Source organism: Burkholderia cenocepacia (assembly GCF_014211915.1).
GTDB lineage: Bacteria > Pseudomonadota > Gammaproteobacteria > Burkholderiales > Burkholderiaceae > Burkholderia > Burkholderia orbicola.
This window is the reverse complement of sequence record NZ_CP060040.1, coordinates 1,408,278-1,433,192: the sequence shown is the minus strand read 5'-3', so window position 1 is coordinate 1,433,192 and position 24,915 is coordinate 1,408,278. Positions and strand designations below refer to the sequence as shown.

The window sequence follows — 24,915 nt, the reverse complement described above, 5'->3', positions numbered from 1 at the left end:
ATTCTCAACCCCCATCGGGAGACCCGGAGCCCTGAGCGAACATCCACGCGGCTGTGCACCGGCCCCGTGTGGATGTTCGCTAATTTTTTTGTTTTTCCGGTTTTCGTCCGTCGCCGAGCGACAGGTCATGTCGCGGCGGCGCCGCTTATGCCCGCTTGCCGCGCGCGACTTCGTCGCCGGCGCCCGGCGGCAGCCGCCGCGTGATCGGAATCGACGCGAACGAGCACAGCCCGACCACCAGGAACGCGGGCCAGAAATCCGACCACACCATCGCCTGATGGCCCTGGAGCCAGTGCGACACGTGCAGCACGAGGCCGGCCACCGTCACGCCGAGGCCGAGCGACATCTGCTGCACGACGCTGCCGAGGCTCGTCGCGCGACCTGCGTCGCGCGGCGAAATGTCCGCATAGATCATCGAATTCAAACTCGTGAACTGCAGCGCGGGGAAGATGCCGCCGACGAGCACGATCAGCCAGATCGCCCAGGTCGCCATGCCGGGATGGAACACGCCGTAGGCGGCGATCGCGAGGCCCGCGAATGCCGCGTTGTAGATCAGCACCGTGCGAAAGCCGAAGCGGCGCAGCGTATGCGTGGCCGTCGAGCGGCTGACCGCGCCGCCGAGCGCGGACGCGCACGTGATGAGGCCGGAATGGAAAGCGCTCATGCCGAGCCCTTCCTGCAACGCGAGCGGCAGCAGGAACGGTACCGCGCCGAGGCCGATGCGAAACAGCGACCCGCCGACGACGCTCGCGTGGTACGTCGGGATCTTCAGGAAACTGAGGTCGAGCACCGGGCGCTCCTTGCGGCGCGCGTACGGCACGTACAGCGCGAGCATCGCGGCGCCGGCCGCGCACATGATGATGGCGTTCGAGCGCGACGTGAGCGAACCGTCGATCAGCGTGAGGCCCATCAGCAGCAGCGCGGCGCCGCTGGCCGACAGCAGGAAGCCGAACCAGTCGAGCGGGCCCGGATCGGGTTCGTGCGTGTTCGCGATGTGCTTGCTCGCGAGGTAGATCCCGTAGATGCCGATCGGCACGTTGATGAAGAAGATCATCCGCCAGTGCAGGTAGGTCGTGATGAAGCCGCCGACGAGCGGCCCGACCGTGGGCCCGAACAGCGCGGGAATCGCGAGGTAGTTCATCGCGCGCACGAGATCGGCGCGCGGCACCGCGCGGAAGATGATGATGCGGCCGACCGGCACCATCATCGCGCCGCCGACGCCCTGAATGAAGCGCGCGAACGTGAGCACGCCGAGGGAGTTGGACGCCGCGCACATCAGCGAACCGACGACGAAGATGCCGATCGCCGTGCGGAACACGGCGCGCGCGCTGAAGCGGTCGGCGAGCCAGCCGCAGATCGGGATGAACACGCCGAGGCCGACCACGTAGGCCGTGATCGCAACGTTCAGGGTGACGGGGTTGTGCCCGAAGTCCCTCGCCATCGCAGGCAGGGCGGTGACGATGATGTTCGCGTCGACGCTTTCCATGAACAACGCACAGGCAACGATGAGCGGTGCTAGAAAGACGGGCGACATGGGCTGGGCGCGCGGTAAAGACGCCATTATGCCCAAAATGTGACCGCTGCGTCACGTACGACAACAGTTGTTCCGCATGTTGCAACAGTCGTCCTTTCCGGCGGGCGGTGCGGAAAGTACGACTGCGCCCATGCGGTCGACGGGCTGCTCGTGCGTGTTGCCTCCACGTGGCCGACGAATCGCACGCCGTTGCCGTGGCGGAACGTGTGCGCGCTTTCCGGGGCGGCGCCAGGATGTCGGCGCGGCGACCGTGGATCGACGCGTTGCGCGGCGCGCCGGCCACTCGTCGGTCTCGGTGGTGAGCGTGCGCGAACACGGCGAGCGGCGTTGAAGCCGGTGCGGTCATGTCGATACCTTTTGACGGCGTGGCGGTGCGTTCCTAAAATGTGAGCGCCTGCTCATATTCGAGGGAATGCACCTTTCCACCATGTCCGACTCGTCTTCGCGCATGCCGCTTTCGCCGCGCAAGGCGCCGCGCCAGCGCCGCTCGGTGGCCACCGTCGATGCGATCGTCGAGGCGGCCGCCCGCATTCTGGAGCGCGACGGCTTCGCCGGTTACACGACGAACGCGGTCGCGGCGCTGGCCGGCGTGAGCATCGGCTCGCTCTATCAATACTTCCCGAACCGCGATGCGCTGACGGCCGCGCTCGTCGAGCGCGAGAGTGCGCATCTGCTCGACGACGTCGACCGGGCGGCCGCGCTGTCGTCCTGCGACGACGTGCTGCGCGCGCTGGTGCGCGGGGCCGTCGCGCACCAGATGCGCCGGCCGGTGCTCGCGCGGCTGATCGATTTCGAAGAGGCGCGGTTGCCGCTCGGTGCGCGCACCGAGCGGGTCGCGGATCGCATCCACGCAACCTTGCTGCATGCGCTCCGGTTGCGCGATGCGCCGCGCGTCGCCGCGCCCGACGTGGTCGCGCACGATCTGCTCGCGATCGTGAAAGGCATCGTCGATGCGGCGGGCGCGCGCGGCGAAACCGATGCGAACGCGCTCGAAGCGCGTGCGTGGCGGGCGGTGCGCGGTTATCTCCGGGAGTCGCGCGAATCGAAACTTGCTTGACATGCATGTTTCGTGCGACAGTCGGACCCACTCGCACCACAACATGACGCGTATCGATCGAAGGCCATCGAGACGAACGCGCGCGCGAACGAGACCTCGTGCCGATCCACTCACCAACGAAAGGAGGGGACACGCCATGACGTCACGTCGTGCCGCACCGCTTGCATCTCGCTTCCCGTCGCGTCGGTCACCGCCCGCGCCGCGTCTGCGCTGGGCCGCCGCACTGGCCATCGCCTATCTCGCCGTCGCCGGCTGCGCCGCGCAGGCCGACAATGCGAACCAGGCCGCCGCGCAAGCGGCCAGCCAGTCCGCGCTGCCGGCCACCACCGCAGCCGCGCCGGCTCCCGCGTCGGGCACGCTGTTGCCACCACCGAGCCAGCTCTACGGCGACCTGTTCGTCGCGGTGCAGACCGCGCAGCTCTATCCCGACCAGAAGACCTTCGTCGACGCCACGCCCGATACCGATCCCGCGACGATCGTGCAGTTGTATCAGCAACAGAAATCGCAGCCGGGCTTCTCGCTGAAGGCGTTCGTCGACCAGCATTTCACGCCGCCTCCGGTAGGCGGCGTGACGCCGCCGCCGAACCAGACGCTGCGCGAGCACATCGACTGGCTGTGGCCGCAGCTCACGCGCACAAGCACCATGGCGCCGCCGTACAGTTCGCTGATTCCGCTGCCGAAGCCGTACGTCGTGCCGGGCGGTCGCTTCCGCGAAGGCTACTACTGGGATACCTATTTCACGATGCTCGGGCTGCAGGTGTCGGGGCGCGAGGATCTCGTCGACGACATGCTTGACAACTTCGCCTACCTGATCGATACGGTCGGGCACATTCCCAATGGCAACCGCACGTACTACGCGAGCCGCTCGCAGCCGCCGTTCTTCGCGTACATGGTCACGCTCGCCGCGCAAGTCGAAGGCGACAAGGTCTACCAGAAATACCTGCCGGCGCTGCGCAAGGAGCATGCGTACTGGATGCAGGGCGAAACCACGACGCCGCGCGGGCAGGCGGCGCGCAACGTGGTCGCGATGCCCGACGGCGCCGTGCTGAACCGCTACTGGGATGCGCGCGACACGCCGCGCGACGAGTCGTATCTCGAGGACGTGACGACCGCGAAGTCGGTGCCGTCCCGTCCCGCGAACGAGGTGTACCGCGACCTGCGCGCGGGCGCCGAAAGCGGCTGGGACTACAGCTCGCGCTGGTTCGGCGACGGCAAGACGCTCGCGACGATCCGTACGACGTCGATCGTGCCGGTCGACCTGAACAGCCTGATGTTCCATCTCGAGACGACGATCGTGAAGGGCTGTGCGGTGACGCGCGACATCGCGTGCGTGGCCGATTTTTCAGCGCGCGCGGGCAAGCGTGCGGCCGCGATCAATCATTACCTGTGGAACCGTCGCGGCTATTACGGCGACTACGACTGGCAGTTGCGCAAGCCGCGCGATGGCGTGACGGCGGCCGCGCTGTATCCGCTGTTCGCGGGCGTCGCGTGGCCGGAGCGTGCGAAGGCGACCGCGCGCGAAGTGCGCAAGACGCTGCTGCAGCCGGGCGGCCTCGCGACGACGACCGAGAACACGGGCCAGCAATGGGATGCGCCGAACGGCTGGGCGCCGCTGCAATGGATCGCGATCGACGGGCTGCGCCGTTACGGCGAACCGGCGCTCGCGAAGGACATCGGCACGCGTTTCCTGTCCGACGTGAAGCATGTGTATGCGACCGAAGGCAAGCTCGTCGAGAAGTACGTGGTCGAGGGCACCGGCACGGGCGGCGGTGGAGGCGGGGAATATCCGTTGCAGGACGGTTTCGGCTGGACCAACGGCGTCACGCTGAAACTGCTCGGGCTGTACGGCGAGTAATGGGCGGCGAATAATGCACGGCGCGTAAGGCGCGCCACGGGCCGCGTGCCCGCACGGCAAGCCACCGCATGGGCCGGACCGTCGCGCAAGCGACCGTCCGGCCCGCGTCTTTACGCGGCTGGCATCAGAACGTGATCGTCGTGCGCACGCCGACCACCGTTTCGTCGCCGATGCGCGCGCCGGCTGCGTTCGGGTTCGGGATGCCGCCGCCCGGACGGAAGAAGTGCTGCAGGTCGGCCTGCACCTGCCACCACGGCGCGATCTGGTACTGGTAGGTCGCCTCGATGACCGTCTCCGCGCGGCGCACCGGATAGCCGGGCGTCGTGTACGCGCCGGTGTCGCCGTCGAGGCCGCGCGCATGCGAACCGATCTTCGCGTAGCCGACCGCGATGCCGGCGACGTCGTTGTCGCGCCCGACGAACGGGGCCTTCAGCGTCACGCCCGCGTTGGCCGCGAAATCGACGAGATTGCGGTCGCCCGGCGAGCCCATCACGCGCGCGAACACGCCGACCGAGCGCGGGCTGTCGGCGGACGGCCGCCACACCATCTGGTCCGCGACTGCATAGAACCCGTAGTTGCCGCGATGCGTGGCGGGCGTGCCGTTGCTGGCCGGATCGGCGAGCGACAACCTGTCGGTGCCGTAGCGCGGATCGTTCGCGTGCTGCGAGTGATACCAGAAGCCGAGCTTGTAGGTGCCGGGCAGGTCGGCCGGCTGCGGGGCCTTCGGGTCGGCCGGCGGCGCGTTCAGCGCGTACTGCACTTCGCCGATCACGAATGCGCCGCTGCGCAGGTTGAAATTGGTGCCGTGCGCGTTCAGCACCTGCGCGTCGCCGTCGCTGCGGCCGGCCGGGTTGCCGTCGAACACGCCGACCATCGCGGTCCACGCGTCGGCCGGCTTCACGCGCAGCCGCACGCCGAGCGACGACAGCGGATACGCAGGGCCGCCGGACGGCAGATCGGTGGACGGCAGCACGGGCCAGCCGAACGTCGCGTTCATGAACGTTGTCGCGTTCTGGCTCACCATGAATTCCTGGTCGACGCTCTGCTGGCCGACTTTCACGTCGACCTTGCCGTCGAGCAGCGACTGCTGGTACCAGAGCTCCCACAGGCGCGTGGTCGAATTGGCCTCGATGCCGGTCGCGGTCTGCAGCGTCTGCAGGTAGCGCTGCGTGAGATTGGTGCCGTGGATCTGCAGCCCCGACACGTTGAACGTGCCGCCCGGCAGGCCGATCGCCTTGCCGGTGTCGACGTCGAAACCGAATTGCGTGAGCCCCTGGTACGCACCGCCGCGCCCTGTGCCGCCGGACGTGTTGTACAGGTACTCGCTGGTTTCCTGCAGGCTCAGCGTGACGCCGTGTTCGTCGAGCACGTCGCGCAGGCCGCCCATGTTGCCGAGCAGGTTCGACCGTTCCCACAAGCCGGTGGGAGCGGGCGCGGCAGCATCGGCGGCCGGTTGGGCGGGGGCGGCGGCATCGTTCTTGCCGGCCGCCGGTTCGGTGGCGGGAGCCGACGCTTGCGCGAATGCGGAAGCGGCGGCGAGCGACAGCAGCAGCGCGGCGAGCGCATCGACGCGAAGCTTGCGCGGGACGGAAGAGAGTTGCTTCATTCGGGTTCCGTTGGCAGTTTGATTAGTTAGGCTGAAGAAACGGGAACGTGATGCGGGCCGCATGGCGAGACGGCCTGCACGGAGAAGGACTTACGGCAGCCAGCCGCCGACGCGCCATACCTGCGCGAAGCCGACGTGGGGCGCGACCGAGCACAGCAGCGCGGCAAGCGCGACCGCGGCCGCCGTCGCGGCGATCAGCACGCAATCGAGCGGGCGGGGTGCGGCCGGCACGTGGGCGAGAGCCACGCCGCGCCAGTGGCCGAATGCGCGGGCGAGCGGCGAGCGGCCGGAAGACGAGCAGTCGCACGCGACGTGCACGACGCGCTTGAGTCTGACCGCGAACGATGGAAAGAACATGACGCTGCCTCCCTTCCGTCCGGCGAACGCCGGGCGACGTGATCGAGCGCGGGTGCGTGACGCGGCCTGCGATCGGAGGATGGAACATAACGGAGCGTGCGACTGACGAACCGGCGATGGCCGGCCCGGATGAGGCGCGCTAACCCGACGAATGCGAGTTAGCGGCGAAAGACATGCGTCTGGCTGCTATCTCGCGATGGCGTGGCCGGCCTGGACCGGCATCGAACTGCAACTAGAGCATGTGTCCACGGAGGGACTCCCGTGATGAATTGGGGCGGATTGTAGTCGCGACTTTTGCTGCGGCGCAAGTAAAAAACGCACGAAAAATGCGCTGTGTGGTGGGCGCGTCGCAGCGGAGCGGAGCCGCCGCACGTCTGCCCGGCGAGCGTGAAAAGGCAGGTGCGGCAGCGTGGCGGACCGTTGCTCGCACGCATCGGCGCGGGGTGGCGTGACGACGGTGCTGAAAGGTTTCAGAACGTTATTTCAAGGGCAAATCTTTCAGTCGCGTCAGGCGGGAAATTTATTTCGAAAAATGGGGTTTGGAGGGGTTGACTTCACTTTCGCGCGGTCCATAGAATCCGCCATCTTCACTCTTGGGGCCGCCGCCTTGGACGCCTGCAGTAGTCGATCTTCGAACGAAATTTCCGCCTGAGCGACCGACGTCCGCGCCTCATCGAAGCCGCCGTTTGTCTCCCGGGCAAACGGTGCGCGCAGCAGTATTTCCGCAGCAACTCCCTACGTGCACCCTGATTCGCGCCGGTTAGCGTGATGCGTTTTCGCATGCGTTGCCCGGTTTCACCGCCGCCTGGCAGGCGGCCGCTTTCGCGCATCCGTTCCCCCGGCGCGCGAATGCCGGCCCGCACGCCGGCCGGCGGTCAACCGTGTTCCCCGGAACACCGCACAGGAGCCGCCATGAACGACAGTGACAGTTGTCCCTTATGCCCGTTGCATACGCAGACCCTTTCGAACCCGGGTCGCGGGGACAATCCGGCCGACTAGCCTGACACGTCGTTCAGGCCCCTGGCTGGCCCCGCGCCCACCACGCGGCCGGCACGCTGCCGTCGCCGCACGGAGCCAGACCATGAACTTCGGCCTTCTGCTGTCGAACCTTCCGCACGTCACGGAATCGCGCCACCACTACGACGCGATGCTGACGCTCGACGCCCGTCCGCGGGTGTTCGCCCGCCTGTTGAGCCAACTGAAAGCGTTGATCCACTGAAAAGAAGCGCCGAGCGCGCCTCGGCATGCGCACGCGCCCCCGCCTTCGGGCGGCCGCCCCGCGCGCATTCCAAGGTCACACGCTCACCGAATCGCATAACCCTTAGCCGTACGGAATACATCATGTCCACGCCATCCAACGTTTCTCCACCGATCGCCGCCGACCGCGGCGCCGTGCTCGACGAAGCCCACCTGGGCGACATCCGCGGTGCGCTCGGCACGATCGCGCACCACGATACCGGCGCACGCGGCACGTGGTGGGCGCGCCTGCGCACACTGCTCGCGATCATCGGCCCGGGCCTGATCGTGATGGTCGGCGACAACGATGCCGGCGCGTTCGGCACCTATACGCAGGCCGGCCAGAACTACGGCACGACGCTGCTGTGGACGCTGCTGCTGCTGGTGCCCGTGCTGTACGTGAACCAGGAAATGGTGCTGCGTCTCGGCGCGGTCACGGGCGTCGGTCATGCGCGGCTGATCTTCGAACGCTTCGGCAAGTTCTGGGGCGCGTTCAGCGTGATCGACCTGTTCCTGCTCAACGCGCTGACCATCGTCACCGAGTTCATCGGCATCACGTTCGTGCTGGATTTCTTCGGATTGCCGAAGGTGGCCGGCGTGTGCGTGGCCGCCGCGCTGACGATGGCCGCGGTCAGTACCGGCGATTTCCGGCGCTTCGAGCGGTTCGCGATCGGCCTGTGCGTGCTGAGCCTGCTGCTCGTGCCGGTGCTCGTGTCGATCCACCCGTCCGCCGCGCAGATGACGCGCGACTTCTTCGTGCCGAACTGGCCCGCGCACGCGAAGCTGTCGGACGTGATGCTGCTCGTGATCGGGATCGTCGGCACGACGGTCGCGCCATGGCAATTGTTCTTCCAGCAGAGCTACGTGATCGACAAGCGCATCACGCCGCGCTTCATGAAATATGAAAAGGCCGACCTGTGGATCGGCATCGCGTTCGTGCTGGTGGGCGCGGTCGCGATGATCGGCTTCAGCTCGGCGTTGTTCAGCGGCCATCCGGAAGCCGGCAACTTCACCGACGCGGGCGGCATCATCGCCGGCCTCGAGAAGTATGCGGGCCGCACGAGCGCGACGCTGTTCGCGATCGCGCTGCTCGACGCGTGCATCATCGGCGCGGCGGCCGTGTCGCTGTCGACCGCGTACGCGATCGGCGACGTGTTCAAGATCCGCCACTCGCTGCATCGCGGCGTGACCGACGCGAAGGGCTTCTATCTCGTCTATTTCGGCATCGTCGCGGCCGCGGCCACGCTCGTGCTGATTCCGGGCAGCCCGCTCGGCCTGCTGACCGAAGCCGTGCAGACGCTGGCCGGCGTGCTGCTGCCGAGCGCGACGGTGTTCCTGCTCGTGCTGTGCAACGACCGCCAGGTGCTCGGGCCCTGGGTCAACTCGACGAAGCTCAACGTGTTTACGGGTGCGGTGATCTGGGTGCTGGTGCTGCTGTCGATCATCCTGACCGCGTCGGTGATGTATCCCGACATCAGCGGGGAGGCGATCGTCGACGTGCTGGTGGGCGGCACCGTGCTCGCGATCGCCGGCTATCTGGCGACGGTGTTGATTCGCCGCAACAAGCGCGTCGTCGAGCCGGGCATCGATCGCTCGCTGCGCGACACGTGGCGCATGCCGCCGCTCGATACGCTCGAGCCGCAGAACATGACGCTCGCGACGCGGATCTGGATGGCCGTGTTGCGCGGCTATCTGGTGATCGCGGTCGGGCTCGTGATCGTGAAGGTGGTGCAGATGACGCTGCTGAAGTAACGGCGATCGTCCGCGAGGAAGCGGCGCCGGCCCGGCGCCGCGCCGCAACCGAAACATGCCGGCCCGCGAGGCCGGCATGTGCGTTTACGCGATCGGCGAAACGAAACTGCGCCGCGCCGCCGCCCGCGCGTCAGATGAGCTCGAGCTTCGACGTCAGGTACGTGAGCTGAATCCGGTTCGCGACGCCGAAGCGCTTGCGCAGCTTGCGCAGGTGGTAGTCGACGTTGTGCGCGCTGGTGTCGAGGCGCCGGCCGATTTCCTTGTCGGACGCGCCTTCGGCGATGCCGAGCAGCAGTTCCTGCTCGAACGGCGTGAGCCCGTTCACCGCGCGTTCGCGCGACGTCGAGATCAGTTGCGGTGACGCGAACTTGTGGACCGACAGCCCGATCGACAGCGCCTGCTCGATCGTCGCCGGCGTGATCCATTCGCGCGTGCGGCGCGGCGCGGTGAAGCTCATGAACGCGTGCAGCCGCGTGCCGGGCACGGCCATCGAATACATGATGCCGCTGCACATCCCGTCGTCCTGCATCGTCTGCAGGAAGCCGTCGAGCGCGGCCGGGCTCACGGACGGCGCGTCGTCGCGCTCGCGGTGTTCGCGGCGCAATTGCTGCAGGTCCCATACGATCGGCATGTTGCACACGCGCGCGCCGAGCGTGCGCGGATCGACGTCGTGATGGTTGTGCCGCACGTAGTCGCCGCGATAGGTGGCCGGCGTGAACGCTTCGTGCAGGTAGAGGCTTTCGACGCGCTCGCGCGCGAATTCGAGTGCGAAGTACGCGAAGGTCGAGAAGCCTGTCAGATGCAGCAGGCTCGTGACGATCCGGTTGCGCTCGGCCGTGCTCTGCGCGTGCGCAAGCGTATCGGCGACGCCGAGCTTCGGTGCGTGCGGCTGCGCGTCGTCGCCGCGCTTCACGTCGTCGCACCAGACGACCTGCACGGGGCGCTCGCGCAGCGCATCCGCGCATGCGTTCAATCCGCGCGACGCGCGCGGCAAGGTGGTTGGGGCGACCGCTTCTTCATGCAATGCAATATCGGACATGAGCCATCCCTCGGAATCGACGCGCATCGCCTGGCGGCGGCCGTATCGTGTGCGGCATTCGCGGCGGTGCGACCGAGCATCGTTGTGATATGCGCCGATCGTCATCCCTGACGAAACGCGGGGGCATTGTACAAAAATGTCGGTGTGTGGGTAATATGCCGTAATACTAATCGCGGCGAAAGGTTCATGTTCGTGCGCATATAACGACGACCAGAAAATCATAAAGAAAAGACCAGATCGTGACGGGGCGCAGTTTCACATATTGGGAAAGGGCGGGCTCCTCATGACATATGCTGACGGCGCACCACGCGTCGAGTGGTTCTCACAAGCCGATATAGCGGCCGCCGCCGCTTATTCGAACGAATATCACGCAATCGAGCGTGACTTTTTTACCGGTATTCAAATAGCGCCCGGTAAAACCGACCTTGCGCCATTCGATTTCTCGCAATGTCATGCGCGATTGCGGCAAATCGGATTCAGTACGCTCGGTTACGGCGCCTACGAAATGATCGGGCGGCGCATTCTGCGTGCGCATCTGCTGCGCGACCTCGCGCCGGCGACGTTCATGCAGCCGTTCATCGAAGGAATGCTGTACGACAGCGACCCGCGTTTCGCGCAGGTGCGGCAGAGCGGCTTTCCGGTCGCATGGCGGCTCGACGAGATCGAGGCGGCCGCGCAGGGCAGCGGCGACCGCAAGGTGCTGGCGCTGGCCGGCCACTTGCGTGCGCACGCAATGAACAGCGGCGTGATCTTCAGCCTGTCGGCGCCGCGGCTCGACCTGCGCGTCGCGGTGAACCTGACGTCGGAAACGCACGGCACCGAATGGATCGACGATCGCGTGATCGGCGGGGCGCTGTCGGTCAGTCTTGCCGTGCATCGCGTCGCGCTGCCGTTCCTCGAGGCGCGGGTCGCGCGCATGCGCGGCTTCGCGCTCGGCGACGAGCAGCAGGAAGTGCTCGACCGGCTCGTGCACGGGCTGTCCGACCAGGAGATCGCGAGCGCGCTGCGCACGTCGCTGCACAAGGTCGGGCACCACATCCGCTCGCTCGAAAAACTCTTCAACGTACAGAACCGCGCGCAGCTCGCGTACCTCGCCGCGCGGCGGCTGCCGTCCTGAGCTGACGTCTGCCGCAGGCGCGCGCCGGCGCGCCGGCGCGCGATGGAAGCGGTTCCGGTGGCGCGTGCCCGAACGTGCCGCCGGGTTTCGTAGTCCGATTCGATCGTCTGAGGAAAACGCGCTTTCACGCTACGAGGCGCGCCTCTTTTTCCGCGGTTTCCCGTCGCTACACTCGTCCCATTCAACGGTCCGCGCGGCATGGGGCAGGCTTGCCCGTGCCAGCCGGCGATAACGACAGGACGACGGCACGATGGCTGAACCGAAGGCGCTCCCCCGCGACTGGCAGCGGTTGTTTTCCGCCGGCCGCGGCGTGTCCGGACGGCGCCTCGGGGGCGCGTCGCCGCGCGCCGACCTGTTTCTCGCGGCCTTCATCGTCGCGGTCGTCGCGCTGTTCATCCTGCCGCTGCCGCAGGCCGCGCTCGACGGGATGATCTCGCTGAATCTCGCGGCGAGCGTCGTGCTGCTGACGGTGTCGACCTACGTGCCGTCGGCGGTCAGCTTCTCGTCGTTTCCCGCGCTGCTGCTGTTCACGACGCTGTTCCGGCTCGCGCTGAACATCGCGTCGTGCAAGCTGATCCTGCTGCATGCGAACGCCGGCCACGTGATCGACGCGTTCGGGCGGCTGGTGGTCGGCAACAACGTGGTGGTGGGCGGCGTGGTGTTCCTCGTGATCGCGGTCGTGCAGTTCATCGTGATCGCGAAAGGGTCGGAGCGGGTGGCCGAAGTCGGCGCGCGCTTCTCGCTCGACGCGATGCCGGGCAAGCAGATGAGCATCGACGCCGACTTGCGCGCCGGCATCATCAGCGCCGACGAGGCGCGCGAGCGGCGCGAGAAGCTCGAGCAGGAATCGCAGATGCACGGCGCGATGGACGGCGCGATGAAGTTCGTGAAGGGCGACGCGATCGCGGGCCTCGTGATCGCGTTCATCAACATCGTCGCGGGGATCGCGGTCGGCACGCTGATGCACGGGATGGACATCGGCGAGGCGCTGCAGCGTTACGCGATCCTGACGGTCGGCGACGGGATGGCGTCGCAGATTCCGTCGCTGCTGGTATCGATCGCGGCCGGCATCGTGACCACGCGCGTCGCGACCCGGGATGCACGGCAGCGCCAGCTCGGCGAACAGCTCGGCGAGCAACTGGGCGCACACCCGCGCGCGCTGCTGATCGCGGCGTTCGTGCTGAGCGGTTTTCTCGTCGTGCCCGGTTTTCCGAAATGGTCGTTCGCGCTGATCGCGCTCGGCCTCGGCGCCTTCGCGTTCTCGCAACTGAAGCGCAAGACGTCCGCGCCGAGCTTCAACCTGATTCATGTCGCGGGGCGTGTCGGCGCGGCCGACGACGGCCAGCCCGCGAAGGTATCGCATGCGGCGGGCGTCACGTCGCTGATCGCGGTGTCGCTGTCCGACGACCTGCGCACGGGCCTGAACCTCGCGCAACTGCAGGCGGCGCTGTCGAGCGCGAAGGCGCGTGTCGACGCGGACATCGGCACGGTATTCCCGCGCATCACGCTGAACGACGACGAGGGCGCGCCGGCCGGTACGTACCGGATCTATCTGCAGGACGTGCTCGTCGCGCACGGCGCGCTGAAGCCGGGCTGGCTGCTGTGGGACGGCGTCGCGCCGCTGCCGGAGCGCGCCGAGCGCCAGCCGGCCGAGGCGTTCGGTCCGTTCGCGACCGCGCTGTGGATCAAGCCCGACGGCGCGGCGCCGGACGGCAAGTGGCTGTCGAGCGAGAGCGCGCTGGCCGCGCACGTCGAGCAGATCGTGCGCCAGCATGCGGACGAGCTGCTCGGCATCCAGGAGACGCAGGCGCTCGTGCATCTGGTGCGCCGCGATCATCCGGAGCTGGTGGGCGAACTGACGCGGCTCGTGCCGCTGCAGCGCGTGACCGAAGTGCTGCGCCGGCTGCTCGCCGAACAGGTGCCGATCCGCAACCTGCGCGTGATCTTCGAAAGCCTGATCACGTGGGCGCCGAACGAACCCGACGACGTGATCGCGCTGGTCGAGCTCGTGCGCGTCGACCTGCGCCGGATGATCACCGACCGCCATGCGGGCACGGCGCGCCAGCTGCGGGTCGTGCTGTTCGAGCAGAACCTGCAGGAGCGAATCGAGAGCGCGGTGATGCGCACGAAGCAGGGCAATTTCCTCGCGCTGTCGAGCGCGGTCAAGCAGGACATCGGCGAACAGGTGCGCGCGATCGTGCAGGCCGCGCAGGCGGCCGGCCCCGGCGGCCACGGCAACGCGCAGGGTGGCGCGCACGGTGGCGCGCGGCTCGCGGTGATGGTCGCGCTCGGCGCGCGCCGCTACGTGAAGACGATCCTGCAGCCGGTGCTGCCCGAACTCGCGGTGCTGTCGTACCAGGAAGTCGAGGAGGACGTGCAGTTGCATACGGTCGGCTGGGTGAAGAACCCGCCGGACGACGGCACGGTCGGCGCGGGCGCCGATGTGCGCGCGCCGGGAGCCGTGCAATGACGAGCTCGACGATCCTCGACCTGACGCGCCAGGCGCTGATGCTCGTGCTGCTGCTGTCGCTGCCGATCGTGCTGATCGCCACCGTCACGGGCCTCGTCGTCGCGATCCTGCAGGCCGTCACGCAGGTGCAGGACGCCAACATCGGCATCGCGGTGCGGCTGATCGCCGTGATGGTCGCGCTCGTGCTGCTGTCCGGCTGGCTCGGCGGCGAAGTGCTGCGCTTCGCGCAGCAGGCGCTGGAACGCATGTTCGTTTCTTCCACAGGAGTTCTTTGATGCGTCGACGCGTCGCCTCGATCCGGTTTCAACCGCGCAGCCTGCAACGGGTCGCGCTTGCCGTGTGCGCGACCGCGCTGCTCACGGCGTCGCTGTGCATGGCGCCCGCGCAGCATGCGCGCGCCGCGGACCTGCGCTGGCGCAACAAGCCGTTCACGATCGTCGCGAACGGCAAGAAGATCGGCGACTTCATCCGCGAGCTCGCGTCGTCGCAGGGCGTGACGGCAGTGGTCGACCCGAAGGTCGACGGCGTGATCAGCGGCCGCTTCTCCGGCACGCCGCAGCAGACGCTCGACACGATCTGTTCCACCTACGGGCTCACGTGGTACTACGACGGCTCGTTCCTGTACGTCGATCCGGCCGACCAGTCGCAGACGCAGATGATTCCGATCCCGCCGAATGCGTCCGGCGAAATCGGCCGCGCGCTGCAGGCGATGCAGATTCCGGACAAGCGCTACACGCTGGTGATCAACGACCGCGCGAACAGCGTGTACGTGGCCGGCCCGCGCCGCTATGTCGAGCTCGTGCGGCAGGCGGTCGGCTCGGTCGGCGATCCGTCGGCGAACGGCGCGCACGCGGACATCCGCGCGTTCCGGCTGAAATACGGCTGGGCGTCGGACTTCACGATCAACCGCTCGGGCAAGGAAGTGACGGTGCCGGGCGTCGCGACGATCCTGCGCCGGCTGTTCGGCAAGGGCGGCGGCACGACCGCGGCGCCGTCGAGCACGCCGCTCGGGCAGGCCGCGCGCCAGGTGAAGCTCGGCTCGGGGCTGACGATCGCGGTGCCGCGGCTCGACTTTCCCGACATTTCCGGCGGCCCGCGGCAGGGCGGTTATGGCGGGGCGGACAGCGGCATGGGCGGCGGCTTCTCGCCGTTCTCGAACAACGGCGGCGGCGACACGCTGCCGCAGATCGTCGCCGATCCGGCGATCAACGCGGTGATCGTGCGCGACCTGCCGGAGAACATGTACCGCTACCAGTCGCTGATCAACCAGCTCGACGAGCGGCCGCGCATCGTCGAGATCAACGTGACGATCATCGACATCAACGAGGATTCGCTCGACAGCCTCGGGATCGACTGGCGCCTGCACACGACGCACGGCGACGTGCAGATCGGCAACGGCCAGAACGCGCTGAACGGCAACACCCAATACAACGGCGTCGGCAACCCGCCGCTGACGTTCGGCATCGGCACGTCGGAAACCGGGCAGACGGGCACCTTCATGCCGACCGGCATCGCGCTGACCGCATCGATCGGCGGGTCGCTGCGCAACTACCTGCTCACGCGCGTGAACGCGCTCGCGCAGAAAGGCCAGGCGCAACTGCGATCGAAGCCGAAGGTGCTCGCGCTCGACAACACCGAGGCGATCCTCGAGAACCTCACGCAGTTCTACGTGCAGGTGCCCGGCTATCAGGATTCGTCGCTGTACAGCGTGACGACCGGCACGAGCATCAAGGTGACGCCGATGATCGTCGACGAGGCGATCCGCAACGCGGCGGCGGTGTCGGGCAACCCGCAGAGCGTGATGATGTCGATCGACATCCAGGACGGCAACATCGTGCCGGGGCAGGCCGTGTCGAACGTGCCGGTGATTCAGCAGCGCAACATCGTCACCAAGACGATGATCGACGAAGGCAAGAGCCTCCTGATCGCCGGTTTCAACGACGACGAGGTGAAGCTGAACAAGAGCGGCGTGCCCTGGCTGTCCGACATCCCGCTGATCGGCAACCTGTTCAAGTACACCGACAAGTCGGGCAACCACATGGAGCGGTTCTACCTGCTGACGCCGCGGGTCGTGACGAACGCGTCGATGTACGCGCCGGACGGCTCGCCCGTGAACCCGGGCGTCGATGGGCCGGCGAGCCAGGAAGGGATGTCGATGTATCGGCCGCCCGACAACGACGTCGCGGTGCCGCTGACGCCGAAGCCGCTGCCCGGCACGAAGTTCGGTCCGCCCGCGTTGCCGGCGCCACCCAAGGATGCGGCGTCGCAGCCGGTGGCGACGACCGCAGGAGCACCCACCCATGTCGACGAGCATCATTGATCCGCACGGCGACGGCGCATTGCCCGGCGGCGCGGGAAGCGCGGGGGCCGGTGCGGCCGCGCTCGCGTCGCCATGGAACCTGTGCTTCCTGAGCGGGCCGATGTACGGCCGCACGATGTCGCTCGCGCGCGGCGCGAACTGGGTCGGCACGGCGGCCGACTGCGAAGTGATCCTGCCCGATCGAGAGATCGGCGCGAAACAGGTGTGCCTGCAGGTCGGCGCGCTTGCGGTGACGGTGCAGAACCACGGCGGCGACACCGGCGCGCCGGTGCTGTTCAACGACGAGCCGCTCGGCAGCGGCCGCCGCTCGCTGACGCCGAACGACGTCGTGACGGTCGGCTCGATCCGGCTCGGCATCGCGCGGCATGCGCAGGCGAGCGTCGCGGTGCCCGACGAAACCGATGCGCCGGACGCCGCGCGTGAAGCGGCATGGCTCGGCTGGCTCACGGGCGGGCTGCGGCGGCTGGGCAGCCGGCGGCTCGTGATCGCGCTGGTCGCGCTGTGGATCGGCGTGCTGCTCGGCGCGCTCGGCTACGGATTCATCGCATGGTCGGGGCGGCTGCCGTGGCAGCACGAATCGGTGCTCGCGCGCACGCACCGGCTGCAGCAACTGCTGCACGCGTATCCGGAGCTGGCGGTCGCGCCGCGCGACGACGGCGTGATCGTGTCGGGCTACGTGAGCGACCCGGCCGCGCGCGAGCGGGTCGCGCAGATCGTCGCGGGCGTCGACAACGCGGCGCTCGGCAACCTCTACGTGGTCAGCGATCTGGTCGCGACCGCGCAGACCTATTTCAGCGACACGGCACTGACGGTCACGTATCTCGGCCGCGGCCGGATCGAGCTGACGGGCACGGCCGCGCGCGCGCAGATCGAGCCGCGCATCCGCAACTACATGAAGGACGCGCGCCCGGCGCTCGAGGTGGTCGATCACGTGCGCGATGCCGATGCGGCGGCGCCGCGCACGGCGACGACGCTCGGCGGCACGGCGGGCATTCCGGAGATCACGACCGTGTTCGCCGGCGACGGCGATCAACGCTACATCGAGACGGTCGACGGCAGCCGCTATTTCGAAGGCGCGCGGCTGAAGGAGGGCGCGAGCGTCGTGTCGATCGGCCCGGACGAAGTGGTGTTCGAGCGCAACGGCCAGCGCATCACGATGCCGCTCGGCGGCTCGTCGGCGCGTGCGCCCGAGCAGGCGCCGACGGCGCCCGTGGCGCCGCTCGCAAGCGGCGCGGCGGCGGGCGTCGCGCAGCCGGTGCCGGGGCCGACGCTGTTGCCGGGCGAGCCGACGACGCCGGCCGTCGCGGCGGCCGGCGCGTCGAAGGGCGCGACGCACTAGGGTCGCGACAGGATCAGCGCATCGCGTCGTGCGATGCGCGCATTACGCGACACGCCGCGCGCATGCGGCGCGTCACGTCGCCGGCGGGGCATGGGGCCGCCGCCGGAAGATGGAGTGTGTTGTTCACGTAAAGGAGCGAAGCATGGGTACCTCGGCAGCAGGTGGTGTGACGAACACGGGCGACGTGCAGAAGCAGGCCGACGACCTGACCAAGACGCAGCTCGAACTGACCAAGATCAACTTCCAGGTTCAGCAATCGACTGCGACGTTCGAAACCAGCAACGCAGTGACCGCGCAGGAAGGGACGGCGAACGCCCAGGTTGCGCAACACCTGAGTTCCGCCGGCCGCGCGTGACGCCGGTCGCCGGCCGTGCCGCGCGACGTCGCATGCCGGGGCCGCCCGTGACGGGCGCTCGGCATCGCGTGTGCGCGTGCCGGCCGGCCCGTTTCCGGCCCTGCCGGTCAAGGAGGACACGATCATGTCGGTAACAGGCGTAGGCGCGGCGCCGCCGGGCGCGGCTGCGCTCGCGAGTGCCGTGCAGCAAGCGGGCACGGCGTCCGACCCGGCGCAGGTGCGCCAGTTCGATGCGCTGATGCAGCCGGGCGCGTCGCCGGCCGCCCCGTCGTCTTCGTCCGGTGTCGCGATGTCGCGCGCGCCGGCGGATGCGGCGCCGGCCGTGCAGATGACGCCCGCGCAGGCGAACCAGTCGTCGCTCGTCGAGCGGTTGCGCACGTACGGCAACGATCTCGATTCGCGGTACGCGAACATCGACAAGCATCGCAGCGAGATGCTGACGTCGATGGCGGACAGCCGCAGCGACCCGCTGATGACGATGGTGAAGGCGATGGATTTCCAGTGGACGGCAACCACCACGATTTCGGAATACCAGTTGAGCCTGTCGGTTGCACAGGCGGCGAACGGCTTCACGCATACGGTGCTGAAGACGCAGGAGTGAAAGCGCGCGTGCTGGCCGGCGGATGCGGCCTCACGCGCCCTGAAGCGGACAAACGATGACGACGATCGATTCGACGCCGCGCATGCATGCGTGGCGCAGCCGGGCGGCGCGCGCGCTGCTCGCGGGGCTGCTCGTGCTGTTGGCCGGGTGCCAGAAGGAGTTGTACTCGGGCCTGTCGGAGCGCGACGCGAACCAGATGGTCGCGGTGCTCGGCGACGCGGGCATCAGCGCGTCGAAGGACAACGATGCGCGCGACACGTCGGACCGCAACGCATGGCTCGTGAGCGTCGCGGACGGCGACATGCAGGCGGCGCTCACGGTGCTGCAGGCGAACGGGCTGCCGAAGCCGAGCTATGCGAGCCTCGGCGAGCTGTTCCAGAAGCAGGGCCTCGTATCGACGCCGGCCGAGGAGCGCGTGCGCTACCTGTACGGCGTATCGCAGGATCTGTCGCGCACGCTGCAGGACATCGAGGGCGTGGTGGTCGCGCGCGTGCAGGTCGTGATTCCGGAGAACGATCCGCTCGCGGACAAGATCAAGCCGTCGTCGGCCGCGGTGTACATCCGCTACCGGCCGGGCGTCGACCTGCGCGCGATGGCGCCGATGGTCAAGGATCTCGTCGCGCACAGCATCGAGGGGCTGCAGTACGACAACGTGTCGCTGTTCCTGCAGCCGGCCGCCGCGCGCGCGACGCGCGTGGACGGGATCGGCAGCGCGGTGTCGGACATCCTGCGGCTGCGCTCGCCGCTCGGCTGGCTCGTGTTCGCGCTGATCCTGCTGACCTGTGCGGTGATCGCGCTGTCGGCCGCGCGGCGCGGGATGTTCGGCGCGCGGCTTGCGGGCCTGCTCGGTGCGCCGCGCGGTGCGAGCGGGGCGGGTGGTGCGGCCGCGCAGCAGGCCAGCGGCGGACTGCGTACGCCGGACGGCGCGCGCGACGGCGCATGAGCGAGCCGCACGCGCTGCCGCCGGGCGAGGCGAGCGTCGCGGCCGAGGCGGCGACGCTGCCGTGGCTGCACCCGCTTGCGCCGCCGCCTGCCGCGCGCGCTGCCGCGTTTCATGCGCTCGTCTGCGACTTCAACCTGCGGCCCGACCGCTATCTGCATGTGACACGCGTGCCGGCCGACTGGCCTGCGCGCTACCGTTCGCCGGACACGTTCGGCGCGGCCGGCCGCAAGCTGCTCGCGCGGCACCTGCTAGACCTGAACGGCGTGGCCGACCGGTACGACTTCGACGTCGCGAACCCGTGTGCGCGACTCGCGCTGCTGCCGGGCGCGGCGCTCGAACAACTGGCCGCGTATGCGGGGCTGCTGCTGCATCGCGCATGGCTGCGCGACGCGCTGGCCGGGCGGCGCATCCGCGCGGAAGTCGCGGCGCGGCTCGGCGGCGATGCGCTCGAACTCGCGCTCGAACGCGCGCCGGAATTCGGTGCGCTCGCGGAAACGCTGGAACCGTGGCGCGCCGATCCCGCCGCGCTGCCGGTCGTGATCCGGGCGCGCGGCGGCCGGCTGCTCGCGGATTTCATCGGCGTGGCCGGCGACGCGGTCGCGCGGCGCGTGCGCCTGAAATTCAACCGCGCGATCGACGATGAGGCGCCGTACTGGCTGAACCGCGCGCAGCGCGACCAGTTCGGCGAACTGATGTTCCTGTTTCTGATTCCCGAGAGGCTTGCGTCATGGGACTGGCTTTTCTGATCACGAGCGACAACCTGCAGCTACTGTCGGAACGCAAGGTGCTCAAGGAGCGCGAATACGCGGCGCTGCTCGACGCGTCCGCTGTGATCGCGACCGCGCATGAAGAGGCGGCGCGCATCGTCGCCGACGCGCAGCGCGAATTCGACAAGCGTCAGGCGGCCGGCTACGACGAAGGCATGCGCCGCGCGCAGCGCGAGCAGGCCGCGCAGGCGTACACGCAGGCGCTGGCCGCCACGCGCACGATGGAGACGATGAAGGACGCGATGGCCGATATCGTCGTGAAGGCCGTGCGCGCGATCGTCGGCGAGATGAGCTCGCAGAAGCTGTACGAGGCCGCGCTCGCGCGGATCGCGCCGCTCGTACGTGACGAGGCGTTCCTGATCGTGCGCATCGCGCCCGGCCGCAAGGACGAGATGCGCGACGCGCTCGACGGCGCGTTCGCGGGGCAGTCGAACCGGCAGAAGATCCGCATCGTCGAGGACGCGCAGCTCGAACGCCATGCGTGCACGGTCGAGACGCCGTCCGGGCGCATCGACGCGAGCCTCGATCTGCAGATCGACGCGTTGCGCCAGGCGATTCGCCGCGACGCGCTGAAGGGCGCCGCGCGATGAACGCGCCGCTCGACGATCCGCCACCGTTCGGCGACGACGACGGCGCGCCGTTCGATCGCGGCCGCCTGGTCGGCGAACTCGACGCGGGGCTCGCGTTCTTCTCACCGGTGTCGGTGCAGGGCCGCGTCAACCACGCGGTCGGGCAGATATTGAACGCGACGGGCATCCGCGCGCGGCTCGGCGAGATCTGCGAGCTGCGCACGCCGAACCAGCCGACGCTGCTGGCCGAAGTGGTCGGCTTCTCGCGGCAGACGACGCTGCTCACGCCGCTCGGCGACGTGGCCGGGCTGTCGCCGGAAACCACCGTCGTGCCGTCCGGACGCGAGCACGTCTTTCCGGTGGGCGAGGCGCTGTTCGGCCGCGTGCTCGACGGGCTCGGCCGGCCGCTCGACGATCTCGGGCCGGTGACCGGCGCCGCGTGGGTCTCGACGCAGCAGGACCCGCCGAACCCGCTCGCGCGCAAGATGATCGACACGCCGTTTCCGACCGGCGTGCGGGTGATCGACGGGCTGATGACGCTCGGCATCGGGCAGCGCGTCGGCATCTTCGCGCCGTCGGGCGTCGGCAAGAGCACGCTGCTCGGGATGATCGCGCGCGGCGCGCAGGCCGACGTGAACGTGATCGCGCTGGTCGGCGAACGCGGCCGCGAGGTGCGCGAATTCATCGAGCACAGCCTGTCGCCCGAGGTGCGCGCGCGTTCGATCGTCGTCGTGTCGACGTCCGATCGCCCCGCGATGGAGCGCGTGAAATCCGCGCTGGTCGCGACCGCGATCGCCGAGCACTTCCGCGATGCGGGCAAGCGCGTGCTGCTGCTGGTCGATTCGCTGACGCGCTTTGCCCGCGCGCAGCGCGAAGTCGGCCTCGCGAGCGGCGAGCCGCCGACGCGGCGCAGCTTCCCGCCGTCGACGTTCGCGGTGCTGCCGCGGCTACTCGAACGCGCGGGGCAAGGCGCGCGCGGGTCGATCACCGCGCTCTACACGGTGCTCGTCGAAGGCGACGAGGAATCGGACCCGATCGCCGAGGAGGTGCGTTCGATCCTCGACGGCCACATCGTGCTGTCGCGCAAGATCGCGCTCGCGAACCGCTATCCGGCGATCGACGTGCTCGCGAGCCTGTCGCGCGTGATGCCGCTCGTCGCGAGTCGCGCGCACCAGCATGCGGCCGCGCGCGTGCGCGAGCTGATCGCGAAGTACCAGGAGATCGAGCTGCTGGTGCAGATCGGCGAGTATCGCGAAGGCAGCGACCGGCTCGGCGATCTCGCGCTGCGCGCGCGCGACGCGATCGGCGCGTTCTGCGCGCAGGCGTCGGACGAGGACGTGCGCTTCGACGCGCTGCTCGCAAAGCTGACGAAGCTGGCGAACGATCATGTCTGAAGCCGACGATCGCCTCGTGCTCGCGACCCTCGCCCGCCTGAAGCGCGTACGCGAGATGCGCAGCCAGATCGCCCGAGTCGCGGCCGCGCGCCAGCAGGGCATCGCCGCGCAGAGCCGCCGCGCGCTTGCGGCCGCGCAGGCGCAGCTCGCGCAGCAGGTCGCCGCGAAGGCCGCGATCCAGACGCGGCTCGCCGACGACGTGCGCGAGGCCCGCGCGTTGCAGAACGCGGCGGCCGATACGCGCACGTTCGACCGGCATATCGGCACCGCGAACGCGTCGGTGAGCGAGGCCGAGCACGTGCATCGCGGCCACGAGGCGACGCTCGCCGACCTGCAGCGCGCCGCGCGCAAGGCGAAGGCCGCCGAGGACAAGCTGGAGAAGGCCGGCGAGAAGGCGCTGCATGCGCGCGCCGCGCGGGTCGAGCGCGACGCCGACGAAGTCGCGGACGGCTATGCGGTACGGCGCTTCGCGACGGGCGGCACCTGGGTGGCCGGTGCGGGCGACGCCGCGGCCGGTCATGCGTCCACGCCGCCGGAGGCCGCAGCCGCGTTCGATGCGGCGATGACCGAAGCGGAAACGGACGCCGACATCGCCGCTGAAACCGACGCTGAAACCGCCGCATCCGTCGCGCCCGACGATCCCGCCCCGCCCGCCGCCGCGGAGCGCCGATGCTAGACCAGGCCGCGGGTTTCAACGACGTCGCCGGCATGCTGCGGCCGCTGCTCTACGTGATGCCGCGCCTGCTGCCGATCATGTTCGTCGTGCCGGTATTCAACGAGCAGATCATCACGGGCCTCGTGCGCAACGGGATCGCGGTCGTGATTGCCGCGTTCGTCGCGCCGACGATCGATGCCGCGCAGGTCGCCGCGCTGCCGTTCCTGATGTGGTGCCTGCTGGTCGCGAAGGAGGCGATGGTCGGCATGCTGCTCGCGGGCGCGTTCAGCGCGGTGCTGTTCGCGATCCAGGGCGTCGGCTACCTGATCGACTTCCAGACCGGCAGCGGCAGCGCCGCGTTCTTCGATCCGATGGGTGGCCACGAGGGCGGCCCGACTTCCGGATTCCTGAATTTCGTCGCGATCGCGCTGTTCGTCACGGCGGGCGGGTTGCAGGTGCTCGTGCAACTGTTTGCGCAGTCGTACGCATGGTGGCCGATCGGCTCGCTCGGCCCCGACTTCTCGTCGATGCTGCAAACCTTCATCGTGCGGCAGACCGATACGATCTTCGAATGGATGGTGAAGCTCGCGGCGCCGGTCACGATCGTGCTGGTGCTCGTCGAGCTGGGCATCGGCCTGGTCGGGCGCGCGGTGCCGCAGCTCAACATCTTCGTGTTCTCGCAGCCGCTGAAGAGCGCGCTCGCGGTGCTGATGATGATCCTGTTCCTGCCGGTGGTGTACGCGTCGCTGCATTCGCTGCTGAGCCCCGACAGCGGGCTGATGGCGTTGCTGCGCGCGCTGTTCGCCGCGCACGGCGGCGGCTGAGCGCGCCGGAGCCGGGATGGCCGAAAAGGACCAGAAGCCGACCGCGAAGCGCCTGCGCGAGGCGCGCGAGAAAGGCGACGTGCCGAAGAGCGCGGAAACGGTGTCGTCCGCGTTCTTCGTCGGCGTGTGCGTGGCGCTCGCGGTGGGCATCGGCTCGCTGTTCGCGCGCGTGCAGGCGCTGTTCCGGCTCGTGTTCGACGCGGTCGGCGCGGCCGATCCTGCCGCGCGGCTCGCGGCGCTGATCGACGGCGCCGCGCGCGACTGGGCGACGCTGTCCGCGCAGATCGTCGCGGCCGGCCTGCTGGCGGGGCTGCTCGCGGGCTTCGTGCAGGTGGGCGGCGTGATGGCGTGGAGCCGCCTCGTGCCGCAGTTGTCGCGGCTCAACCCGGCCGAGGGGATGAAGAACCTGTGGTCGCTGCGCAACCTCGTCAATCTCGCGAAGATGCTGCTGAAGACCGCGCTGCTCGTCGCGACGCTCGGCTGGGTGATCGTCGAGTCGCTCGATCCGTCGGTGCAGTCGGGTTTCACGCGACCGGCCTCGATCCTCGCGCTGATCGTGAAGCTGCTGATGCTGCTGTTCGGCTGGGCCGCGCTGATCTACATCGTGATGGCGCTGATCGACATCGTGCACCAGCGGCACGAGTTCAATCAGAAGATGAAGATGTCGATCGACGAAGTGCGGCGCGAGCACAAGGAGGACGAAGGCGATCCGCACATCCAGGCGAAGCGCCGCCAGCTCGCGCGCGAAGCGCAGTTCGCGTCGCTGCCCGACCGGATCGGCTATGCGTCGGTGGTCGTCTATTCGCCGCGCGTCGCGGTCGCGCTCTACTACGGCGGGATGGGCTCGCTGCCGTGGGTGCTCGCACGCGGCGAGGGCGACGCGGCCGAGCGGATCGTGCGGCTGGCCCGCGACGCGCTGCGCCCGACGCTCGCCAACGTCGGGCTCGCGCAGGCGCTGTACGAGACGACGCCCGAGAACGGCACGATCCAGCCGCAGCATTTCCGCGCGGTCGCGCAGTTGCTGAAATGGGCGACCGGCGCCGCTTGACGGCGGCGTGGGGGGCGTCGCATTACATCAAGCCCCTTTTTTGTCGGCAATGCTTGCCGGCGATCCGGCCGGATTCG

At 68.8% G+C, this 24,915-nt stretch carries 22 protein-coding genes; 18 read left to right on the top strand and 4 right to left on the bottom strand.

Annotated elements, in window-relative coordinates; translation table 11 throughout:
* Positions 1–145: 145 nt before the first annotated feature.
* Complete coding sequence (locus SY91_RS22870) at positions 146–1,534, bottom strand: MFS transporter (RefSeq protein WP_023476062.1); 1,389 nt, start codon at positions 1,532–1,534, stop codon at positions 146–148.
* Between the two features lie 427 nt (positions 1,535–1,961).
* Here SY91_RS22870 and SY91_RS22865 point away from each other — a divergent pair, with 427 nt between their 5' ends.
* Both SY91_RS22865 and treA read left to right on the top strand, forming a co-directional pair.
* Positions 1,962–2,591: a TetR/AcrR family transcriptional regulator gene (locus SY91_RS22865; protein ID WP_023476063.1), complete on the top strand. Its 630-nt coding sequence runs from the start codon at positions 1,962–1,964 to the stop codon at positions 2,589–2,591.
* A gap of 136 nt (positions 2,592–2,727) precedes the next feature.
* Positions 2,728–4,446: an alpha,alpha-trehalase TreA gene (treA, locus tag SY91_RS22860; protein ID WP_023476064.1), complete on the top strand. Its 1,719-nt coding sequence runs from the start codon at positions 2,728–2,730 to the stop codon at positions 4,444–4,446.
* 124 nt (positions 4,447–4,570) lie between these two features.
* Here treA and SY91_RS22855 read toward each other — a convergent pair whose 3' ends face one another.
* Together SY91_RS22855 and SY91_RS22850 are read right to left on the bottom strand one after the other, a co-directional pair.
* Positions 4,571–6,052: a carbohydrate porin gene (locus tag SY91_RS22855; protein WP_023476065.1), complete on the bottom strand. Its 1,482-nt coding sequence runs from the start codon at positions 6,050–6,052 to the stop codon at positions 4,571–4,573.
* A gap of 90 nt (positions 6,053–6,142) precedes the next feature.
* Complete coding sequence (locus SY91_RS22850) at positions 6,143–6,409, bottom strand: hypothetical protein (protein WP_023476066.1); 267 nt, start codon at positions 6,407–6,409, stop codon at positions 6,143–6,145.
* A gap of 1,081 nt (positions 6,410–7,490) precedes the next feature.
* Here SY91_RS22850 and SY91_RS22845 point away from each other — a divergent pair.
* Positions 7,491–7,628 carry a hypothetical protein gene (locus tag SY91_RS22845; RefSeq protein WP_023476067.1) on the top strand — a complete coding sequence of 46 codons (138 nt, stop codon included), beginning with the start codon at positions 7,491–7,493 and terminating at the stop codon, positions 7,626–7,628.
* A 122-nt stretch (positions 7,629–7,750) separates the two neighbouring features.
* Positions 7,751–9,397 carry an NRAMP family divalent metal transporter gene (locus tag SY91_RS22840; protein WP_023476068.1) on the top strand — a complete coding sequence of 549 codons (1,647 nt, stop codon included), beginning with the start codon at positions 7,751–7,753 and terminating at the stop codon, positions 9,395–9,397.
* A 130-nt stretch (positions 9,398–9,527) separates the two neighbouring features.
* Here SY91_RS22840 and SY91_RS22835 read toward each other — a convergent pair whose 3' ends face one another.
* Positions 9,528–10,436 carry a helix-turn-helix transcriptional regulator gene (locus SY91_RS22835; protein ID WP_011547292.1) on the bottom strand — a complete coding sequence of 303 codons (909 nt, stop codon included), beginning with the start codon at positions 10,434–10,436 and terminating at the stop codon, positions 9,528–9,530.
* A 283-nt stretch (positions 10,437–10,719) separates the two neighbouring features.
* On the opposite strand from SY91_RS22835, the gene SY91_RS22830 reads away from it, so the two are divergent.
* From SY91_RS22830 to SY91_RS22765, 14 genes are all read left to right on the top strand, one after another.
* On the top strand, positions 10,720–11,553 hold the full coding sequence (locus tag SY91_RS22830) for a helix-turn-helix transcriptional regulator (RefSeq protein WP_006480852.1): 834 nt from the start codon (positions 10,720–10,722) through the stop codon (positions 11,551–11,553).
* Between the two features lie 250 nt (positions 11,554–11,803).
* Positions 11,804–14,023, top strand: coding sequence for a type III secretion system export apparatus subunit SctV (gene sctV, locus SY91_RS22825; RefSeq protein WP_006480853.1), 2,220 nt, complete (start codon positions 11,804–11,806; stop codon positions 14,021–14,023).
* Positions 14,020–14,298 (top strand): type III secretion system export apparatus subunit SctS, encoded by a 279-nt coding sequence (gene sctS / locus SY91_RS22820; protein WP_006480854.1) that lies wholly within the window; start codon positions 14,020–14,022, stop codon positions 14,296–14,298. The genes sctV and sctS overlap by 4 nt, the downstream gene beginning before the upstream one ends.
* Positions 14,298–16,343: a type III secretion system outer membrane ring subunit SctC gene (gene sctC, locus SY91_RS22815; protein ID WP_023476070.1), complete on the top strand. Its 2,046-nt coding sequence runs from the start codon at positions 14,298–14,300 to the stop codon at positions 16,341–16,343. The genes sctS and sctC overlap by 1 nt, the downstream gene beginning before the upstream one ends.
* Positions 16,324–17,682 carry a type III secretion system inner membrane ring subunit SctD gene (gene sctD, locus SY91_RS22810; RefSeq protein WP_124477579.1) on the top strand — a complete coding sequence of 453 codons (1,359 nt, stop codon included), beginning with the start codon at positions 16,324–16,326 and terminating at the stop codon, positions 17,680–17,682. The genes sctC and sctD overlap by 20 nt, the downstream gene beginning before the upstream one ends.
* Positions 17,683–17,824: 142 nt before the next feature.
* Positions 17,825–18,037 (top strand): hypothetical protein, encoded by a 213-nt coding sequence (locus SY91_RS22805; RefSeq protein WP_006480857.1) that lies wholly within the window; start codon positions 17,825–17,827, stop codon positions 18,035–18,037.
* A gap of 124 nt (positions 18,038–18,161) precedes the next feature.
* Positions 18,162–18,638 (top strand): hypothetical protein, encoded by a 477-nt coding sequence (locus SY91_RS22800; RefSeq protein ID WP_105797904.1) that lies wholly within the window; start codon positions 18,162–18,164, stop codon positions 18,636–18,638.
* A 55-nt stretch (positions 18,639–18,693) separates the two neighbouring features.
* Entirely contained in the window at positions 18,694–19,581 is an 888-nt protein-coding gene (gene sctJ / locus SY91_RS22795; protein ID WP_105797871.1) for a type III secretion system inner membrane ring lipoprotein SctJ, read from the top strand.
* Positions 19,578–20,327: a SctK family type III secretion system sorting platform protein gene (locus tag SY91_RS22790; protein ID WP_124477580.1), complete on the top strand. Its 750-nt coding sequence runs from the start codon at positions 19,578–19,580 to the stop codon at positions 20,325–20,327. The genes sctJ and SY91_RS22790 overlap by 4 nt, the downstream gene beginning before the upstream one ends.
* Positions 20,309–20,938: a type III secretion system stator protein SctL gene (gene sctL / locus SY91_RS22785; protein ID WP_023477809.1), complete on the top strand. Its 630-nt coding sequence runs from the start codon at positions 20,309–20,311 to the stop codon at positions 20,936–20,938. The genes SY91_RS22790 and sctL overlap by 19 nt, the downstream gene beginning before the upstream one ends.
* Complete coding sequence (sctN, locus tag SY91_RS22780) at positions 20,935–22,311, top strand: type III secretion system ATPase SctN (protein ID WP_105797868.1); 1,377 nt, start codon at positions 20,935–20,937, stop codon at positions 22,309–22,311. Before sctL ends, sctN begins: the two co-directional genes overlap by 4 nt.
* Positions 22,304–22,987: a hypothetical protein gene (locus SY91_RS22775; RefSeq protein WP_023477811.1), complete on the top strand. Its 684-nt coding sequence runs from the start codon at positions 22,304–22,306 to the stop codon at positions 22,985–22,987. Before sctN ends, SY91_RS22775 begins: the two co-directional genes overlap by 8 nt.
* The gene (sctT, locus tag SY91_RS22770; RefSeq protein ID WP_006480861.1) at positions 22,981–23,790 is read left to right on the top strand and encodes a type III secretion system export apparatus subunit SctT; all 810 of its coding nucleotides are present in this window, start codon (positions 22,981–22,983) and stop codon (positions 23,788–23,790) included. Before SY91_RS22775 ends, sctT begins: the two co-directional genes overlap by 7 nt.
* 16 nt (positions 23,791–23,806) lie before the next feature.
* Positions 23,807–24,838 carry an EscU/YscU/HrcU family type III secretion system export apparatus switch protein gene (locus SY91_RS22765; RefSeq protein ID WP_023477812.1) on the top strand — a complete coding sequence of 344 codons (1,032 nt, stop codon included), beginning with the start codon at positions 23,807–23,809 and terminating at the stop codon, positions 24,836–24,838.
* Positions 24,839–24,915 lie beyond the last annotated feature (77 nt).

Coding starts and splice junctions, on each gene's coding strand:
- SY91_RS22870 (WP_023476062.1), bottom strand. CDS start 1,534: ATGTCGCCCGTCTTTCTAGCACCGCTCATCGTTGCCTGTGCGTTGTTC.
- SY91_RS22865 (WP_023476063.1), top strand. CDS start 1,962: ATGTCCGACTCGTCTTCGCGCATGCCGCTTTCGCCGCGCAAGGCGCCG.
- treA (WP_023476064.1), top strand. CDS start 2,728: ATGACGTCACGTCGTGCCGCACCGCTTGCATCTCGCTTCCCGTCGCGT.
- SY91_RS22855 (WP_023476065.1), bottom strand. CDS start 6,052: ATGAAGCAACTCTCTTCCGTCCCGCGCAAGCTTCGCGTCGATGCGCTC.
- SY91_RS22850 (WP_023476066.1), bottom strand. CDS start 6,409: ATGTTCTTTCCATCGTTCGCGGTCAGACTCAAGCGCGTCGTGCACGTC.
- SY91_RS22845 (WP_023476067.1), top strand. CDS start 7,491: ATGAACTTCGGCCTTCTGCTGTCGAACCTTCCGCACGTCACGGAATCG.
- SY91_RS22840 (WP_023476068.1), top strand. CDS start 7,751: ATGTCCACGCCATCCAACGTTTCTCCACCGATCGCCGCCGACCGCGGC.
- SY91_RS22835 (WP_011547292.1), bottom strand. CDS start 10,436: ATGTCCGATATTGCATTGCATGAAGAAGCGGTCGCCCCAACCACCTTG.
- SY91_RS22830 (WP_006480852.1), top strand. CDS start 10,720: ATGACATATGCTGACGGCGCACCACGCGTCGAGTGGTTCTCACAAGCC.
- sctV (WP_006480853.1), top strand. CDS start 11,804: ATGGCTGAACCGAAGGCGCTCCCCCGCGACTGGCAGCGGTTGTTTTCC.
- sctS (WP_006480854.1), top strand. CDS start 14,020: ATGACGAGCTCGACGATCCTCGACCTGACGCGCCAGGCGCTGATGCTC.
- sctC (WP_023476070.1), top strand. CDS start 14,298: ATGCGTCGACGCGTCGCCTCGATCCGGTTTCAACCGCGCAGCCTGCAA.
- sctD (WP_124477579.1), top strand. CDS start 16,324: ATGTCGACGAGCATCATTGATCCGCACGGCGACGGCGCATTGCCCGGC.
- SY91_RS22805 (WP_006480857.1), top strand. CDS start 17,825: ATGGGTACCTCGGCAGCAGGTGGTGTGACGAACACGGGCGACGTGCAG.
- SY91_RS22800 (WP_105797904.1), top strand. CDS start 18,162: ATGTCGGTAACAGGCGTAGGCGCGGCGCCGCCGGGCGCGGCTGCGCTC.
- sctJ (WP_105797871.1), top strand. CDS start 18,694: ATGACGACGATCGATTCGACGCCGCGCATGCATGCGTGGCGCAGCCGG.
- SY91_RS22790 (WP_124477580.1), top strand. CDS start 19,578: ATGAGCGAGCCGCACGCGCTGCCGCCGGGCGAGGCGAGCGTCGCGGCC.
- sctL (WP_023477809.1), top strand. CDS start 20,309: ATGGGACTGGCTTTTCTGATCACGAGCGACAACCTGCAGCTACTGTCG.
- sctN (WP_105797868.1), top strand. CDS start 20,935: ATGAACGCGCCGCTCGACGATCCGCCACCGTTCGGCGACGACGACGGC.
- SY91_RS22775 (WP_023477811.1), top strand. CDS start 22,304: ATGTCTGAAGCCGACGATCGCCTCGTGCTCGCGACCCTCGCCCGCCTG.
- sctT (WP_006480861.1), top strand. CDS start 22,981: ATGCTAGACCAGGCCGCGGGTTTCAACGACGTCGCCGGCATGCTGCGG.
- SY91_RS22765 (WP_023477812.1), top strand. CDS start 23,807: ATGGCCGAAAAGGACCAGAAGCCGACCGCGAAGCGCCTGCGCGAGGCG.